The following is a 14,641-nucleotide window of genomic DNA, read 5'->3' as shown; positions in this document are numbered from 1 at the left end:
CAGTGAAACAGGATGAAGAAGAAGCCCACCGCGGCGAGCGAGCTCCGCAACGCGGCCTCGGCGTACGAGCCCGCCTGCCCGCACAGCAACAACAGCGGGACGAGCCCGAACCAGGCCAACCACCACGCGTCGGCGGCCGGGAACGCAAGCGCCAACGCGCACCCGCACAACAGCGCGAGCACCTGCCCCGCCCACCAACGCAACCGCGCGGTACCAGACACGCAAGGACACTACCCCGCCTGAGAAGCACGACGTCCCGCCCGGAACGGATCGTCCTCACCGGCTACTGGGCGCTATCCGGCTACGGGCAACGCGCCGTCCGTGCCCTGGCCGCCCTGGCCGTGTTGGGTCGCCGTCGTCATCATGCTTCTGGCCTCGAAGTGGTCAACGCCGTCGCGAGTGCGGTCGGCCAGCACATGTGGGCCGACCCAGGCGCCTCAGTTGGGACCGACTGAGACCACAACTGAGACCACACGACGAACGCCGGGCTTTCCCCAGCAGGGAGCCCGGCGTTTCGCCTGTTCAGGAGCGGAGGATACGGGATTCGAACCCGTGAGGGCTTTTACACCCAACACGATTTCCAATCGTGCGCACTAGGCCACTATGCGAATCCTCCGCCGGAGAGGCTACCGGACGTGGTGGTGGCGGCCGAAACCGGAGTGGGCGGCGCTGTTGTGGCTGTCGCGCTCGCGGTCGGGGGCGATCTGTTACTGGGACCGCGCTGGTATCGGGTCCCGCATCCTTGGCGTGCGCATCGGATGGGTCCAGGGGGCTGGGCCGATAGCTGCCGCGGCACTGTCATCAGCCGGACACGAGAGGTGACTCATGACACTGCGCGATCTTGGCTTCGACGAACTCGCGGAGCGGGCGTACCGGGTGATGCTGGATGACCCCGGCAGTGATCTTGGCCGCCTCTCCGAGCGGTTGGGGGCGAACACCGAGGGCGCGCGCAAGGCACTGGATTCGTTGATCACCCTGGGGGTGGCGCGTGTGGATCGGACGCGGCCCGCGGAGATCGCGGTGCTGAATCCGGTGTCGGCGCTGGGTCGGCTTGTCGAGCAGATCGAGGACGAGTTGTTGCGGCAGCTCCGCAAGGTCGGCGCGACCCGATTAGAGCTGGCCGAACTGTCCACTCGGTACGAGCGGGTGTCGGCGCCGGTCGACCCGGACATCCAGCGCTTGGAAGACCCCGACGCGGTGCGGGAGGTGTTGGCGGAGCTGTCGTTCTTCACCAGAACCAGTGTGTGGGCGATGTACCCGGGTGGGCCGCAGCCGCCCGAGGCGTTGGTGGCGAGCAGGCCGCTCGACTTGCGTGGGCTGCGCCGTGGGGTCGAGATGCGCGCCGTCTACAACGTGTCCGTGTTGGACGATGAGGTGAACAGCGGGTACCTGCGTGAGTTGGGCGACGCGGGCGCGCGGTATCGGGTCACGGCGGCCGCGCTGGAACGCGTGATCATCATGGACGGGCAGGTCGCGGTCGTGCCGATCGACCCGACGTGCGCCGGGCACGGGGTGCTGGTAGTCCGGCAGCCGTCTCTGGTCGCCGGGTTCCAGCAGTTGTTCCGCCGGGTCTGGGAGGACGCCGACGAACTGCCGTGGGCCAAGCAGACCGGGAACGAGCCCGAGCTGTCCGACGAGGATCGTCAGGTGCTCGTCCAACTCGCTTCCGGCAACACCGATGAGGTGGTGGCCAGGATGCTCGGCGTCTCCGTCCGGCACATGCGCAGGCGGGTGGCGCGGCTGATGGATCGGCTGGGCGCGAACAGTCGGTTCGAGGCGGGCGCCGAGGCCACCCGGCGCGGCTGGATCTGAGCCAGACGGGCCGGGTCAATGCCGAACTTGTCCGCTTTCGGCCATTGTGGACGTCCGGTTGCTGACCACCGATGTCGTGTCGTGCGGCCTGCGGTTGTCGACAGACTTCGCCCGTTGGGGGCACGGGCTCCCAGCAGGTGGTGGGGCGCACCACCACCTGCCGCGGGCCGCGGTCCTGTCGTGCGGCCCGCGACATCCGCACTGGAGTGGAGGTGAGAGATGAGCATGCTTGTTCGCCATGCCAATGAGGTCTCCCCGCTGGTTTTCGGTCCGCTTGAGGAGACCGCGGACGCCAAGTCGCTGTCCGGCATGACCCCTGTCATGGCTACGCCCGCCGCAGTCGCGGCGGGTGTCGCGATCTCGGCGGCCGCGTTCGGCGCAGGCTTCGCGCTTGGCTACGGCTACTGCGGATCCGTACGGCCGAAGCTGTCGCCGCAGTAAGCGCTAGGCCGGTGGCCTAGTCGAACCAATCGCGGTCCGACGTCGTCTGCCGAGCGAATTTTCCGCATCGGCTGATTCCTCGTGCGCCGCAGTTATCAGCAACGTCGAAGGGGTGTCGTATGTCCACTTTGCTTGACAAGGTCAATGCGTCTGAGGTTCTCGCGGCGATTCCGCTGCGGACCGAGGGTGTGACGCCCGCCGGTTCGGCCGCTCCGGTGCTCGCGACTCCGGCGACTGTCGTCGGTTTCGCGGCGGGTGTCGCGGTCGTATCGGGTGTCGCGGGCGCTTTCATGGTCGGTTACAACATGGGTCAAGCGGCCGGCTCAACGCGACCGAAGTTATCGCCGCAGTAGGTACCCCGGGCTCGCGATATCCGCATGGAGGAGGTGAGAAATGAGCAGGCTTCTCAGCCACACCAACGAGGTCTCGTCGCTGGTCTTCGGTCCGCTTGAGGGGACCGCTGGTACCAGGTCGTTGTCGGGCATGACGCCCGTGACGGCCACGCCCGCGGCGGTCGCGGCGGGTGTCGCGATCTCGGCGGCCGCGTTCGGCGCAGGCTTCGCGGTCGGCTATTCAGGTTCGAATGTGCGTCCGCACTAGTCGGTTGCCGTCGATTCTCGACGGTCGAGTTTATTCAGAATAGGAAAAGGGGTGTGTATGTCCACTTTGCTTGACAAGGTCAACGCGTCTGAGGTTCTCGCGATGATTCCGTTGCGGACTGACGATCTGACGATGGCCGATTCGGCTGTGCCGGTGCTCGCGACGCCTGCGGCCGTCGTCGGTTTCGCGGCCGGTGTCGCGGTCGTATCGGGTGTCGCAGGCGCCTTCATGGTCGGTTACAACATGGGTCAGGCGGCCGGGTCCAACGTCCGCCCGCACTAGTCCGGGGGCCGGTGTGTCCGTTCCGGGCGCACCGGCCCGTCCCGGAACCGGAAGACCTGACGAACCCACGGGAAGGGTGATCGTGGTGGGACGATTACTGAAATACCTGCGGCCCGGCTTGCGCGCGGCGATTCCGCGCGACACGGTGCTGACCGCCACCGAACGACTGGGCTCGCTGACCCACCTGGTGTCGAGCCTGGAATACCTTGCCAGGGAACGGGATCGCGCGTGGGGCGGACCCAACAACTGGGAGGTTACCCGCGCCATCTTCGTCTCCCGCGCGCCCAAGCTGACCAAGGCGCTGGACGTGGTCGCCCGACGCGATGTGACGCGCGCGCTGCACGTGGCGCGGGTGCTCGCCGCGGTCGCGATGTGGGCCCCGGTGCCGAAGGGTGCCCGGGTCGCCGCGAACGCCGTGCTTTCCGGGAGCCAGGTCGCCCTCTACGCGCGCCACCTGTACGGAACCGACGGCGCCGACCAGGTCTCGTTCCTGGTACAGACCCTCGCCACGATCGCGCGGGCGGGCCAGCGCCGCCCGGCGCTGGTGGACGCCTGCCTGTGGTTCATCGCCCTGCAATCGGTGTTGTCCTACACCGTGTCCGGGTGGGCCAAGCTGCCGAGCGCGACCTGGCGCAGCGGCCGCGCGCTGCCCGGCATCACCCGCACCCTGACCTACGGCGACCCGCAGGTCTGGGGCCTGCTGACCCGGTACCCGCGGGCGACCCGAGTCCTCGCGCACGGCGTCCTCGCGATGGAATGCGGGTTCCCACTGGTGTTCGCGGCCCGCGGCCGGGCGGCACCGCTCGTGCTCGGCTCGGCGGGCGCGTTCCACCTGGTCAACGCCCGGGTCATGGGCCTGGGCCGGTTCTTCTGGTCGTTCGTCTCGACCTACCCCGCCGTGCTGTACGCGACCGGTCCGCGGGAGGCGACCGCGCTCGACGGCTCGGTGACCCGGCGGGACGACGCTCTCCCCGCGGCCTGCGCCGCCGTGGTCGCCGCGTTCCTGGCGGGCGCGCAGGCGGCCCGCGTACAGCGGGCGCGCGTTGTCGCCGCCGGTCGCGGCGACGAGCGGACGCACGTCGCGGCGTCGGGGAACACGTTGTCCTATCGCCGATCCGGTCCCGAGGACGGGCCAATCATGTTGCTGGAGAACGGTTTGTGCGCGACGGCGGAACACTGGGAGTGGATCGCGGGCATGCTGTCGCCGCGGTTCACCACCGTCACTTACCAGCGCGCCGGGTATGGGCCGAGCCGGTGCGATGGCGACTTCCGGTTCGAGACCATGGTGGACGATCTGGTCGGTCTCGCTCGGCACGTCGCGGGAGACCGACCCATTGTCCTCATCGGACACTCGCTGGGCGGCTATCTCGCGGTCCTTGCCGCCGCTCGGCTGGGTACTCAGGTGAGCGGTATCGCCTTGATCGACTCCAGCCACCCCGCCGAACTGCACCGGTCGCCGCGCCAGGCGAAGGGTGCCGACGGGCTCAGCGGCGCGTTGACGCTGATGCCGCTCTCACTGCGGGCCGGGCTCGGCGTGCTCCTGCAACGCCCGGACTGGGTCGACAAACTGCCCGAACACGTGCGGGAACTCTCGCTCGCGCAGTACCGGGACCCCGGCATGTGGGTCGCGGCCGCCCGGGAGTGGCGGGCGACCAAGCACCGGTTCGAGACCTTCGACGGCGATCTGCCGACGATCTCCGCGCCGATGCTGGTCATCACCGCCGGACAGACCGCGGCGGCCGACCCGGTGCAGGCCGAACTGCACGACGAACTCGCCGCCGCCGCGCCGCGAGCCGAGCGGCACACGCTGGCGGGCTACGACCACGACCAGGTGATCAGCGACGAGCCCGCGGCCGCGGCGGTGGCCGACCTGGTCGTGCGGTTCGTCGACAGTCTCAATAGGACGGAGGTGACCGCCGATGTCCGGGACGCCTCCTGAAGGCCGCGGCGTACTCGGCCCGCTGGTGATCGCCGCGCTGGCCACCTGGTTCGGGGCCACCGTGGCGAGCCAGCACCCGCTTCAGGTGTTCGATCGCTTCCGCCGCTACGACTTCACCGGCCTGGCGATCGCCAACTGGCGGTTCTTCGCGCCTGAGCCCGCGCAGCACGACTTCCATGTGCTGCACCGGGTGCTCACCGCGGCCGACGAGCAGACGCCGTGGTCGGAGACGACCCGGATTCCGCGCCGCCGCTCGGTGCAGGCGCTGTGGTTCCCGGACCGTAGGCAGGACAAGGCGATGTTCGACGTGTGCAACGAACTCATCGTCCACTTGGGACAGACCGGCACCGACGTGACCGCGACCCCTGCCTACCTGGTGCTGCGCGATGCGGTCGAACTCGCTGTCCGCACGGAGTATCCGGTGCGCCCCAAGGGTTTCCAGTTCGTCATCGCGCGGGGTACCGGCTACGACACCGACCACGACCCGGATTACTTGCTTGTCTCCCAGTTCGTCTCGATGCAGGAGAGCGCGCCATGACCGATATCGGCTACGGCAGCCAGTTCGCCGACTTCTACGACCGGCTCTTCCCCACCGACCCGGGCGCGGTCGACTTCCTCGCCGGACTGCACCCCGGCGACGGCTCGCCCACCCTCGAACTAGGTGTCGGCACGGGCCGGATCGCGCTGCCGCTGTCCGAGCGGACCGGCGAGATCGTCGGCGTCGACTCGTCGCCGGAGATGCTCGACGTGCTGCGCGAGGCGCTGGGCGACCGGCCGGTGACCCCGGTGCTCGGCGACATCCGGGACTACGCCGACGATCGGCGCTACGGACTGGTCTACTGCGTCTGCGGAACCCTGTCGATGCTGCTGGAACCCAAGCAGCAGCAACAGTTGTTCGACGTCGCCGCCCGGTCTGTCGCGCCTGGCGGCGTGGTGGTCATCGAGACGCACAACCCCGCCATCGCCGAAGCGCTCAACCAGGGCAGGCCGCGCGACTCGTTCTTCGTGCCCTACCCCACCCGCGACACCGGCCTGCTCTCGTACTCCACCATCGACCAGGCGAGCGGCCTGTGGCACCTCGCGCACATCTTCTTCGACGACGGACGCGCCCGCATCGCCAGCGAACTCAGCAGGCTGACCACGGCCGAGGAGACCGACGGCTACGCCGTCGCCGCGGGCCTGACCCCGGTCGCCCGCTACGCCGACTGGTCGGCGAACCCGTTCACCGGGGCGGAATCCATGACAGTGTCGGTCTACCGCGCGGAGGCGTCCCATGGCTGAGGCGGGAACCCGGTCAACGGTAAGGATGTTCGTCGGTTTCCTCCGTCCACATCGGACTTCGGTGATCGTGGGCGCGGTGCTGCTGGTGCTCTCCAGCGTGCTCGGCCTGGTGCAGCCGCTCGCCGCGAAGCTGGTCATCGACGCGCTGGCCACCAACACCGGCCTGGGATGGGCGCTGACGGTGTTGACCGTGCTCGTGATCGTGGCCGCGCTGCTGTTGGCGGGCGGCAACTTCCTGATGATGCGCGCCGCCGAGAACGTCACCCTGGGCGGTCGCCGGGCGCTGATCCGGCACCTGATTCGGTTGCCGGTGCCCAGCATGCGCACCCTGTCGCCGGGTGACCTGCTCGCCAGGGTCACCTCGGACACCTCGGTGCTGCGCGAGGTCGCCACCCAGGTGGTGATCCAGTTGCTGACCGGGTCGGTGATGCTGGTCGGCGCGCTGGTGTTCATGGGCATCGTGGACCTGGTGCTGCTGCTCATCACCCTGAGCGTGGTGGTCGTCCTCGGCGGCGTCGTCGGGCTGATCATGCCGCGGATCCGCGCGGCAGCGCTGCGCGCGCAGGAGGCCGTGGGCGAGATGGGCGGCGCGCTGGAGCGCGTGCTCGGCGCGTTCACCACCGTCAAGGCATCCGGCGCCGAACAGGCCGAGGAACAGCGGGTCGACCGCGCCGCCCGCGCCGCCTACGACCAGGGCATCGTGCTGGCGAAGTGGGGCTCGGTCGCCGGGACCACCGCGGGGCTGGCGATCCAGGTCGCGTTCCTGGTGGTGCTCGGCGTCGGCGGCGCACGGGTCGCGTCCGGGTCGATGACGATCTCGGAGCTGGTGGCGTTCCTGCTGTACGTGGCCTACCTGACATCCCCGCTGGCGCAGATGGTGTCCGCGGGCGCGTACGTCCAGGCCGGTCGCGCGGCGGTCACCCGGATCGGGGAGATCACCGCGCTGCCGGTGGAGGACGTCGATCCGGTCGCGGCGCCGTCGGGCGACCGGATCCCGGCCACGCTGTCGTTCGAGGGCGTGTCGTTCACCTACCCCGGCCGCGAGGAGCCCGCGCTGCGCGAGCTGACCCTCGACGTGCCGCGGTCCTCGCTGACCGCGCTCGTCGGACCGTCCGGGTCGGGCAAGTCCACCGTGCTGAGCCTGGTCGAGCGGTTCTACGAGCCCGGCGCGGGCCGCATCCTGCTCGACGGGCGCGACCTGCGGTCCTGGGACCTCGCCGCGCTGCGGGCGGACATCGGCTACGTCGAGCAGGACGCGGCGGTGCTCGCCGGGACGCTGCGGGACAACCTCACCTTCGCGGCGCCGTCCGCCACCGACGACGAGCTGCACGAGGTGCTGCGGACCACCCGGCTGACCTCGCTGCTACACCGCCTCGGCGACGACCTCGACGCGCCGATCCAGCACCGCGGCGTGTCGCTGTCCGGCGGCGAACGCCAGCGTGTGGCCATCGCGCGGGCGTTGCTGCGCAAGCCCCGGCTGCTCATGCTGGACGAGGCGACCTCGCAACTCGACGCGGTGAACGAGGCGGCGCTGCGCGAGGTCGTTCGGGACATCGCCAGCCGGACGACGGTGATCGTGGTGGCCCACCGGCTCTCGACGGTGCTCAGCGCGGCGCAGATCGTGGTGCTGGCCGACGGGGTCGCCACCGCGGTCGGACCGCACGAGGCGCTGCTGCGCGACGATCCGCTCTACGCCAGACTCGCCGCGGAGCAGATGCTGGTCTGAGGAGGCGGCCGTGGACGCGGTGATCGTCGGCGCGGGGCCGAACGGCCTCGCCGCGGCGCTCGTACTTGCCAAGGCGGGCCTGTCCGTCGAGGTGCACGAGGCCGCCGACACCATCGGCGGCGGCGCGCGCACGGCCGAGCTGACCCTGCCGGGCTTCCGGCACGACGTCTGCTCGGCCGCGCACCCGATGGGCCTGGCCTCGCCGTTCTTCCGGGCGTTCGACCTCGCCGCGCACGGCGTGGAGCTGATGGTTCCTGAGGTGTCCTACGGCCACCCGCTCGACGGCGGCCGGGCAGGGGTGGCGTGGCGCGACCTCGACCGCACCGCCGACGGACTCGGCCGAGACGGGCGGGCCTGGCGCTCGCTGCTGGGTCCGCTGGTGCGGGATTGGTCCGGCCTGGTCGAGCTGGCCATGTCGGACCTGCGGCACGTGCCGCGCGCCGTGCTGACCGGCGCGCGGTTCGGGCTGCGGATGCTGGAACAGGGCTCGCCGCTGTGGGGGCTGCGGTTCGCCGAAGAGGTCGCGCCCGCGCTGCTGACCGGGGTGAGCGCGCACGCCATCGCCCCGCCCCGGGCATTCGCGCCCGCGGGCGCCGGGCTGGTGCTCGCCACGCTCGGACACGCTGTCGGCTGGGCGATCCCGCGCGGCGGCAGTCAGTCCATTGTGGACGCGGTGGCCGCTGAGCTGGTCGCGTGCGGCGGGCGGATCGTGACGGGGAGCCGGATCGAACGGCTCGCTGAGCTGCCGCGGGCGCGCGCGGTGTTGCTCGATGTGGCGCCGAAGGCGTTGGCGCGGATGGCGGATTTCCCTGCCCGCTACGCCCGCCAACTCCGTGCGTTCCGCTATGGGGGCGGCGCGTGCAAGGTCGACTTCGCGTTGTCCGGTCCGGTGCCGTGGGCCGCTGCTGACCTGGCGCGCGCGGGCATTCTGCATGTGGTCGGCAGCCGTGCCGAGGCGGTCGCCGCGGAGCGGGACGTGGCTGCTGGTCGGCATTCGGACCGGCCGTATGTGCTGGTCGGGCAGCCGGGTGTGGTGGATTCCGGTCGGGCGCCGGTGGGTCGGCATACCTTGTGGTCTTACGCACACGTTCCGCACGGCTCTGATGTGGATCTCGGCGACGCGGTTACCGCGCAGATCGAGCGGTTCGCTCCTGGGTTTCGTGACCTGATTCTGGCTCGGCGCGTTGTCACGGCTGCGGATGCTGAGCGGCATAACGCCAACTATGTGGGCGGCGATATTGCCGCGGGGGCTCTTACGCTGCGGCAGACTGTGTTGCGGCCGGTGCCACGGTGGGATCCGTATCGGACGCCGTTGGATGGGGTGTATTTGTGCTCGTCGTCTACGCCGCCAGGGCCTGGGGTGCATGGGATGTGCGGCGTGCATGCCGCTCGGCGCGTTTTGCGTGGGCGGTTCGGGATACGGGTTGATCCGTTGTCGCTGGTGCGGATCGCCTGAAGTGTTGCGGGCGGGGTGGGGATTACAGATAGCCCGCAGTGTCGTCTGTGGACTCGGGGGGCGCCGTCGTTGTTCCGTTGCGTAGGGCGAATAGTTCGGCCAGTGTTGCGCCAGAAGAGGACACCCCTTGGCGGGTGCCCAGCCAGCGGACCGCTTCCGCGTGCGGCAGGGCACCGACCGCGAGTTGGCTCAGGCACCGGCCCGGTCGGGTGACCGCCGGGTGCAACTTGGCCAGATCCTCGTTGGTGGTGATGGCGACAAGCACGTCGCGGCCCTGGCCGAGTAGGCCGTCGGTCAGGTTCAGCAGGCGGGACAGGCCCTGACCAGCGGTTTGCTTCGCGGTGGGGGTGATCAGCTCGTCGCAGTCTTCCAGGATGAGCAGGCGCCACTTGTCGTCGCCGTCCGAGTCCGCGCCTACTGCCACCTCCATGAGGTAGGCGGGAGAGTTGAACAGGCGCTCCGGGTCGAGCACACAGTCGGCCTGGCACCACTGGCGCCACTCGTGGGCGAGGGTGCGCAGCAGCGAAGTCTTGCCCGTTCCCGGCGGGCCGTGCAGCAGGAGCAGCCTGCCGTGCACGTCGTCCGGGGTGAGGCGCATGAGTTCGGAGAGTCGAGGGTGCAGCGCGGAGGCGTAGTTCGCCCGGGTCTGCGCCCACTCCGTCGCGGTGATGGGCTTGTCGACTCGGCGTCCGCCGTGCGGGCCGTGCCACCAGAAACCCATTTCGACGTGGTCCTCGGGCGGCGGCGGCTCAGTGGCGCCGTCGGTGGCCTCGGTGATCAGCGCGGCGGCCAGTTCGGCGCTGACGGCGGTGACGCTGACGGTCGCGGCGCGATTCTGGTAGCGGACCACGCGCATCGTCCAACCGTCGCCCACGATGAGTTGGGCCAGCCTGCCGTTGTCCTCGGTGGCCGAGCGGACCAGCGTGCCCGCGGCCGGACGCAGCGTCGCCTCCGTACGCACCCGCTCCAGGTTCGCGGTGTGCGACCACGGCTGCGCGCCCACGTCGTCATACCCGCCATGCTCCCGGAGCGAAACCCGCTGGTCCACGGGTTTTCGACCACCCGCCGTCACCGATCGACAGTTCTCGCTACACTTGTCCACGGACCCCGTGCGGTGTTCACCTCGCGAACCTCCCCAGGGCCGGAAGGCAGCAAGGATAAGCGGGCTCTGGCAGGTGCACGGGGTCCGCCAGGCTCAGGCGACGTATGTCTGCGGAATGCGCAGACCTTGTCGCCTGTCATTGTCTCTGGGGCCGAGCCCCAGGCCCCCACGGTGCGTTCTCTCGCGTTTCAGCGTGGCTCGGCGTTTCGCGCCGTCGACACTAGGTTGTGGCCTTCAAGGTCACTATTTCGGCTACCTGGTGGTAGCTGCGGGTGCGGTCGGCGTGGTCGTACACATTCGTGGTGATCATCAACTCTTGGACGCCCGTCGCGTCGATCAGGTTGGTCAGGCCGGCGCGCACGGTCTCGGGGCCGCCGATGACCTGCGCATCCAGGCGTTCGTCGATGAACAACCGGTCCAGGTCGGTGTACGGGTACGCCGCCGTCTCCGCGGGACTCGGCATCCGGCCCGGCTTTCCCTTGCGGAGCTGGAGAAACTGCAGCGCCGCCGGTTGGGACAGCGCCCGCGCGGTCTCGTCGTCGTCGGCGCACAGCACTGACGCCGCGATCATCGCGTACGGTTCCGCCAGCACCCCCGACGGGCGGAACCGCTCGCGGTAGAGCGCGAGCGCGGGCAGGGTGTTCTCCGCGCTGAAGTGGTGCGCGAAGGCGAACGGTAGGCCGAGGTGCCCGGCCACCTGCGCGCTGTAGCCGCTCGACCCGAGCAGCCAGATCGCGGGCTGGTTGCCCAACGCGGGCACGGCGGTCACCCCGCGCGAGTCGCGTCCGGTGAAGTAGTTGGCCAGCTCGGTGAGCTGCTCCGGGAAGTCGTCGGCGGACAGCGGGCCAGCCGAGCGGCGCAGCGCGCGGGCGGTCACCTGGTCGGTGCCGGGGGCGCGGCCGATGCCGAGGTCGACCCGGCCCGGGTGCAGCGCCTCCAGCATGCCGAACTGCTCGGCCACCACCAGCGGCGCGTGATTCGGCAGCATCACACCACCCGAGCCGACGCGCAGCGTCGAGGTGACCATCGCGATGTGCGCGAGCAGCACGGCCGGGGCCGAGCTGGCGATGCCGGGCATGTTGTGGTGCTCGGCCACCCAATACCGGTGATACCCCAACCCTTCGGTGACCTGGGCGAGATCAAGGCTGTTGCGCAGGGCGGCGGTCTCGGTGGAACCGCTGGCCACGGGGGCGAGGTCGAGGACCGAGAACGGAATCGCGAAGGCGGACACGTCTGTGCACAACGCCCGCCTCCCCGGTGGGATTCCCCCGGCCGGTGCGGGCCGCCTGCCGTCGGCGCCGACCGGTAGGGTCGCAGCGTGGCGCTCGCCCTTTACCGCAAGTACCGCCCGGCGACCTTCGCCGAGGTCGTCGGCCAGGAACACGTCACCGTTCCGCTGCGCACCGCCCTGTCCGCGGGGCGGGTGAACCACGCGTACCTGTTCTCCGGTCCGCGCGGCTGCGGCAAGACCTCCAGTGCCCGCATCCTGGCCCGCTCGCTCAACTGCGTACAGGGCCCCACCGACGAGCCCTGCGGCGTCTGCGACTCCTGCGTCGGCCTCGCGCCGAACGGGCCGGGGACCATCGACGTGGTGGAGCTCGACGCCGCCAGCCACGGCGGCGTGGACGACGCCCGCGAGCTGCGCGACCGCGCGTTCTACGCGCCCGCCCAGTCCCGCTACCGCGTCTTCATCGTGGACGAGGCGCACATGGTCACCACGCAGGGGTTCAACGCCCTGCTCAAGATCGTGGAAGAGCCGCCGGAGCACCTGGTCTTCATCTTCGCCACCACCGAGCCGGAGAAGGTGCTGCCCACCATCCGCTCGCGCACCCACCACTACCCGTTCCGGCTGATCCCGCCGGGCGCGATGCGCGAACTGCTGGAGCGCAATTGCGCCGCCGAGGGCGCGACGGTGGCACCCGCGGTGTTCCCGCTGGTCATTCGCGCGGGCGGCGGTTCGGCCAGGGACACCCAGTCCGTGCTCGACCAGTTGCTCGCGGGCGCAGGTTCGGAAGGCGTGACCTACGAGCGCGCGATGTCCCTGCTCGGCGTCACCGATGTCGCCCTGATCGACGACATGGTCGACGGCCTCGGCGCGGGCGACGCGTCCGCCGTCTACGGCACCGTCGACCGGCTGGTGGAGGCGGGTCACGACCCGCGCCGGTTCGCGTCCGACCTGCTCGACCGGCTGCGCGACCTGGTACTCCTGCGCGCCGTGCCCGACGCGGGCAGCCGCGGCCTGGTCAGCGCCCCTGGCGACGAACTCGACCGGATGGTCGGCCAGGCGGAGCGGCTGGGCGCGGCCACACTGACCCGGTACGCCGAGATCGTGCACACCGGCCTGGTCGACATGCGCGGCGCCACCGCGCCCCGGCTGCTGCTGGAACTGCTCTGCGCCCGGATGCTGCTCCCCGGCGCGGTCCCGACCGACGCGGCGGCGGATTCCGCTGTGCTGCAACGGTTGGAGGCGATGGAACGGCGGATCGCGCTGGCCCCCGGCACCCCGGCGGAAGCCTCGACCCGCGCTCGCGAATCGGCCCAGCCGCCCGCCGCCGCCCGCGACTCATCCCGACCGGGCGACTCGACTGCATCCCGCACCGCGCACGACTCAACCAGAGCAGCTCGCGAGTCGACCCGCGCACTGGGCGATTCGACCGCGTCGCGCGCTGCCCACGACTCGGCCCGCGCACCGGGCGACTTGACTGCGTCCCGCGCTGCCCACGACTCCCGCGCACCCGACGACTCGATCTCGCCCACCCGCGCGGCCCACGATCCGACCCACGCGCCGGGCGATTCGACCGGTTCAGCCCGCGCTGCCCACGACTCGACCCGCGCACCCGACGACTCGACCGCGTCGCGCACTGCCCACGACTCGTCCCGCGTACCGGGTGACTCGACCTCGCCGACTTCCGCACCAGGTGAGTCGCCTGCCGACCGGCCGTCGCGAACTTCGGCATCTGGCCGTCCGGCCACAGCGGGCGAGTCCGGCCCGGCGATCACCCGGCCGTCCCAGCGCGCCACCGACCTCACCCCACCCGCCGACGACTGGCCCACGCCGACCCGCCCCGCGGAGCCCGCGGCCGAGCAGCAGGCGGCAGCCGCACCCGCCGCGTCGGCGCCGGGCGCGATGGACGCCACCGGCGTGCGCCGGGTGTGGTCGGAGCTGCTCGGTGCGGTGCGCAAGATCAGCCGCAGCACGGAGGCCATGCTCACCAACGCCACTGTCCAATCCGTCGACGGCGACGTGGTTGTCGTCTCGCACACAGCCGCGCCGTTGGCTCGTCGGCTGGCCGAGCCCCGCAACGTCGAGGCGATCGCCCAGGCGCTCACCATGGTGCTAGGTGGCCACTGGCAGGTGCGCTGCGTACACGCCGAGCCCGGTATGGGCGCGGCCCCCACGTCCCCCCGCCCCGCCCCCACCCCCACCCGCCCCGCAGAACCGCCGCGCACCTACGAGCCCCCGCGCCGGGTGACGAACAACCGCCCCCCAGCCGACGACGTGCCGCCCGAGCCGCCGGAGCCCGACCTGCCCCCGGAGCCGGAGGACGAGGAGGAACTCCTCGCCCAGGCCGCCCGCAAGCCCGAGCCGGGCTCCGCCGCGTCCCACCAGGACCCGGAGGAGGCCATGCTCAAACTGCTGGCCGACAAACTGGGCGCCCGCCCCCTGGAAAGTTGACCACCCCGGCCTTGATCGCCAGCCCTGACCACCCGGCCATGATCGCCCAGCCTCACTCACGCGATCCTGACCGCCACTTGGCTTCGATCATGCTGCTTCGACCACCTGGCCTTGACCACCTGGCCTTGACCACCTGCAGCAGCGCCGCGTCGAGCACCGTGCGCGCGCACGGCCCGGCCTGGCCGTGACCACCCCAGCCGTGACCACCCCTGGCGTGACCACCCCTGGCGTCGACCACGCGGCCTTGATCGCGTCCGGCCTTGATCGCCCAGCCTTGACCACCGGGCCTGATCGCCCCAGCCGTGATCACCCAGTCCTGACCACCT

13 protein-coding genes, 1 tRNA gene, 1 other RNA gene and 1 pseudogene are annotated in these 14,641 nt (G+C 70.7%); 12 read left to right on the top strand and 4 right to left on the bottom strand.

What is annotated here, in order from left to right:
• Positions 1-221, bottom strand: a pseudogene (locus ACT4N7_RS27455) (apolipoprotein N-acyltransferase); the annotation flags it as partial.
• Positions 222-529: 308 nt separating this feature from the next.
• A tRNA-Ser gene (locus ACT4N7_RS27450) sits at positions 530-616 on the bottom strand.
• A 209-nt stretch (positions 617-825) separates the two neighbouring features.
• On the opposite strand from ACT4N7_RS27450, the gene ACT4N7_RS27445 reads away from it, so the two are divergent.
• The 10 genes from ACT4N7_RS27445 to ACT4N7_RS27400 all read left to right on the top strand — a co-directional run bounded on the left by ACT4N7_RS27445 (position 826) and on the right by ACT4N7_RS27400 (position 9,537).
• Positions 826-1,812: a hypothetical protein gene (locus ACT4N7_RS27445; RefSeq protein WP_444831762.1), complete on the top strand. Its 987-nt coding sequence runs from the start codon at positions 826-828 to the stop codon at positions 1,810-1,812.
• A 219-nt stretch (positions 1,813-2,031) separates the two neighbouring features.
• Positions 2,032-2,253: a hypothetical protein gene (locus tag ACT4N7_RS27440; RefSeq protein ID WP_444831761.1), complete on the top strand. Its 222-nt coding sequence runs from the start codon at positions 2,032-2,034 to the stop codon at positions 2,251-2,253.
• 119 nt (positions 2,254-2,372) lie between these two features.
• The gene (locus ACT4N7_RS27435) at positions 2,373-2,606 is read left to right on the top strand and encodes a hypothetical protein (protein WP_444831760.1); all 234 of its coding nucleotides are present in this window, start codon (positions 2,373-2,375) and stop codon (positions 2,604-2,606) included.
• Between the two features lie 40 nt (positions 2,607-2,646).
• Positions 2,647-2,853, top strand: coding sequence for a hypothetical protein (locus ACT4N7_RS27430; RefSeq protein ID WP_444831759.1), 207 nt, complete (start codon positions 2,647-2,649; stop codon positions 2,851-2,853).
• 66 nt (positions 2,854-2,919) lie between these two features.
• Complete coding sequence (locus ACT4N7_RS27425) at positions 2,920-3,135, top strand: hypothetical protein (RefSeq protein WP_444831758.1); 216 nt, start codon at positions 2,920-2,922, stop codon at positions 3,133-3,135.
• Positions 3,136-3,220: 85 nt separating this feature from the next.
• Positions 3,221-5,074 carry an alpha/beta fold hydrolase gene (locus ACT4N7_RS27420; RefSeq protein WP_444831757.1) on the top strand — a complete coding sequence of 618 codons (1,854 nt, stop codon included), beginning with the start codon at positions 3,221-3,223 and terminating at the stop codon, positions 5,072-5,074.
• Complete coding sequence (locus tag ACT4N7_RS27415) at positions 5,055-5,612, top strand: hypothetical protein (protein ID WP_444831756.1); 558 nt, start codon at positions 5,055-5,057, stop codon at positions 5,610-5,612. Before ACT4N7_RS27420 ends, ACT4N7_RS27415 begins: the two co-directional genes overlap by 20 nt.
• Positions 5,609-6,355 carry a class I SAM-dependent DNA methyltransferase gene (locus ACT4N7_RS27410; protein ID WP_444831755.1) on the top strand — a complete coding sequence of 249 codons (747 nt, stop codon included), beginning with the start codon at positions 5,609-5,611 and terminating at the stop codon, positions 6,353-6,355. Before ACT4N7_RS27415 ends, ACT4N7_RS27410 begins: the two co-directional genes overlap by 4 nt.
• Positions 6,348-8,081: an ABC transporter ATP-binding protein gene (locus tag ACT4N7_RS27405; protein ID WP_444831754.1), complete on the top strand. Its 1,734-nt coding sequence runs from the start codon at positions 6,348-6,350 to the stop codon at positions 8,079-8,081. The genes ACT4N7_RS27410 and ACT4N7_RS27405 overlap by 8 nt, the downstream gene beginning before the upstream one ends.
• A 10-nt stretch (positions 8,082-8,091) precedes the next feature.
• Complete coding sequence (locus ACT4N7_RS27400) at positions 8,092-9,537, top strand: phytoene desaturase family protein (protein WP_444831753.1); 1,446 nt, start codon at positions 8,092-8,094, stop codon at positions 9,535-9,537.
• A 22-nt stretch (positions 9,538-9,559) separates the two neighbouring features.
• Here ACT4N7_RS27400 and ACT4N7_RS27395 read toward each other — a convergent pair whose 3' ends face one another.
• Positions 9,560-10,585 (bottom strand): DUF5925 domain-containing protein, encoded by a 1,026-nt coding sequence (locus ACT4N7_RS27395; RefSeq protein ID WP_444831752.1) that lies wholly within the window; start codon positions 10,583-10,585, stop codon positions 9,560-9,562.
• A gap of 50 nt (positions 10,586-10,635) precedes the next feature.
• On the opposite strand from ACT4N7_RS27395, the gene ffs reads away from it, so the two are divergent.
• An RNA gene (ffs, locus tag ACT4N7_RS27390) (signal recognition particle sRNA small type) lies at positions 10,636-10,732 on the top strand.
• Between the two features lie 127 nt (positions 10,733-10,859).
• Here the strand turns inward: ffs and ACT4N7_RS27385 are convergent.
• On the bottom strand, positions 10,860-11,870 hold the full coding sequence (locus ACT4N7_RS27385) for an LLM class flavin-dependent oxidoreductase (protein ID WP_444831751.1): 1,011 nt from the start codon (positions 11,868-11,870) through the stop codon (positions 10,860-10,862).
• 87 nt (positions 11,871-11,957) lie between these two features.
• On the opposite strand from ACT4N7_RS27385, the gene ACT4N7_RS27380 reads away from it, so the two are divergent.
• The gene (locus ACT4N7_RS27380; protein ID WP_444831750.1) at positions 11,958-14,315 is read left to right on the top strand and encodes a DNA polymerase III subunit gamma and tau; all 2,358 of its coding nucleotides are present in this window, start codon (positions 11,958-11,960) and stop codon (positions 14,313-14,315) included.
• Positions 14,316-14,641: the final 326 nt, after the last annotated feature.

The organism is Actinokineospora sp., from assembly GCF_052390155.1.
In the GTDB taxonomy this organism is placed as follows: Bacteria; Actinomycetota; Actinomycetes; order Mycobacteriales; family Pseudonocardiaceae; genus Actinokineospora.
This window is presented reverse-complemented; position numbering and strand designations above follow the sequence as displayed.

What these genes read in the sequence shown, in the direction of transcription:
- ACT4N7_RS27410 (WP_444831755.1), top strand. Translation starts at nt 5,609, where the DNA reads ATGACCGATATCGGCTACGGCAGCCAGTTCGCCGACTTCTACGACCGG.
- ACT4N7_RS27440 (WP_444831761.1), top strand. Translation starts at nt 2,032, where the DNA reads ATGAGCATGCTTGTTCGCCATGCCAATGAGGTCTCCCCGCTGGTTTTC.
- ACT4N7_RS27415 (WP_444831756.1), top strand. Translation starts at nt 5,055, where the DNA reads ATGTCCGGGACGCCTCCTGAAGGCCGCGGCGTACTCGGCCCGCTGGTG.
- ACT4N7_RS27405 (WP_444831754.1), top strand. Translation starts at nt 6,348, where the DNA reads ATGGCTGAGGCGGGAACCCGGTCAACGGTAAGGATGTTCGTCGGTTTC.
- ACT4N7_RS27435 (WP_444831760.1), top strand. Translation starts at nt 2,373, where the DNA reads ATGTCCACTTTGCTTGACAAGGTCAATGCGTCTGAGGTTCTCGCGGCG.
- ACT4N7_RS27445 (WP_444831762.1), top strand. Translation starts at nt 826, where the DNA reads ATGACACTGCGCGATCTTGGCTTCGACGAACTCGCGGAGCGGGCGTAC.
- ACT4N7_RS27430 (WP_444831759.1), top strand. Translation starts at nt 2,647, where the DNA reads ATGAGCAGGCTTCTCAGCCACACCAACGAGGTCTCGTCGCTGGTCTTC.